Source organism: Vibrio sp. YT-18, from assembly GCF_033337345.1.
In the GTDB taxonomy this organism is placed as follows: Bacteria; Pseudomonadota; Gammaproteobacteria; order Enterobacterales; family Vibrionaceae; genus Vibrio; species Vibrio alginolyticus.
This window is the reverse complement of sequence record NZ_JAWOQO010000113.1, coordinates 1-1,379: the sequence shown is the minus strand read 5'-3', so window position 1 is coordinate 1,379 and position 1,379 is coordinate 1. Positions and strand designations below refer to the sequence as shown.

Annotated in this window: 2 protein-coding genes; both read left to right on the top strand. The window is 47.1% G+C overall.

Features of this window, described 5'->3' with window-relative positions; genetic code table 11:
* Window positions 1–665, top strand: a 665-nt coding sequence (locus R7M72_RS24735) for an ABC transporter ATP-binding protein (protein ID WP_318056419.1), incomplete at its 5' end; no start/stop codon positions are given.
* Window positions 662–1,379 (top strand): ABC transporter permease (locus R7M72_RS24730; RefSeq protein WP_318056418.1); only part of this gene is annotated, 718 nt, incomplete at its 3' end. The genes R7M72_RS24735 and R7M72_RS24730, both read left to right, overlap by 4 nt.

Below are 1,379 nucleotides of genomic sequence, written 5' to 3'. Positions count from 1 at the left end.
AGACCGCGGTGATCAATATTCCTGATTTGCAGATAGCGACGGGTGAGCATGTCTTTATCAAAGGGCCAAGTGGCTGTGGAAAATCCACACTTTTAGCTTTGCTCACCGGAATCAATACGTTAAGTTCAGGCTCGTTATCAGTACTCAATACGAACTTAGCGACGCTGAGTTCAAGCCGCAGAGATAGATTCCGCGCCGACCACATTGGTTATATCTTCCAGCAATTCAACTTGCTGCCGTATTTGAATGTCATCGACAACGTATTACTTCCTTGCCAATTCAGTAAAGTGAGACGAGATCGCGTGACACCAAACGCCTCCACAGCCGAGCTTTTAGCACAAGCGACAACCTTGTTGGAGCGGCTTCATTTACCGACAAATTTACACTCTCGCCCAGTGTCAGAGCTGAGTATTGGACAACAACAGCGAGTGGCTGCAGCTCGTGCGCTAATAGGGCATCCTGCGTTAGTCATTGCTGACGAGCCGACATCCGCACTCGATCATGATAATCGCATGGCGTTCATCGAGCTGCTGATGGAACAGGCTAATCAAGCCAACGCGACATTAATCTTTGTCAGCCATGATCCAACTCTGGAAAGCTTGTTCGATCGCACCATTAATCTGCCAGAAATAAACCAAAGCCGTAACATGGAGGTGCTATCGTGAGTGCTGTAATCAAACTCGCTTGGAAAAGCTTGATGAACCGCAAAGCGACAGCGGTGTTGACGATCATGACGGTAGCAATATCGGTAATCTTGCTGCTTGGCGTAGAACGTATCCGCACTCAAGCAAAAGACAGCTTTGCGAACACCATTTCAGGAACGGACCTAATTGTCGGCGGACGCTCAGGCCAAGTGAACTTACTGCTGTATTCAGTCTTTCGTATTGGTAACGCAACTAATAATATCGATTGGAAAAGCTATCAAGAATTCAGCCAGCATCGCGCGGTTGATTGGGCAATTCCAATTTCGCTCGGAGACTCTCACAAAGGCTTTCGAGTGATGGGAACCAATCATAGTTACTTTGAGCATTATAAGTACGGAAGTAAGCAACCACTTACTTTCTCGAAAGGGAAAGAGTTCAATGGATTATTTGAAACCGTACTCGGATCGGACGTCGCCAAACAATTGGGTTACCAGATAGGCAGCGAAATCATCATTGCCCATGGTATCAGCGATGTTGGCTTCAGCCGTCACGATAAACTGCCATTCAAAGTTGTTGGTATTTTAGCTCCAACTGGCACACCAGTAGATAAGACGGTTCACGTCTCATTAGAGGCGATCGAAGCCATTCATGTCGGTTGGGAAAGTGGTGCACGCTTGGGCCCAACACCGGATGCCAAGGTATTACAAGAAAGGGACTTTCAACCAAAACAGATCA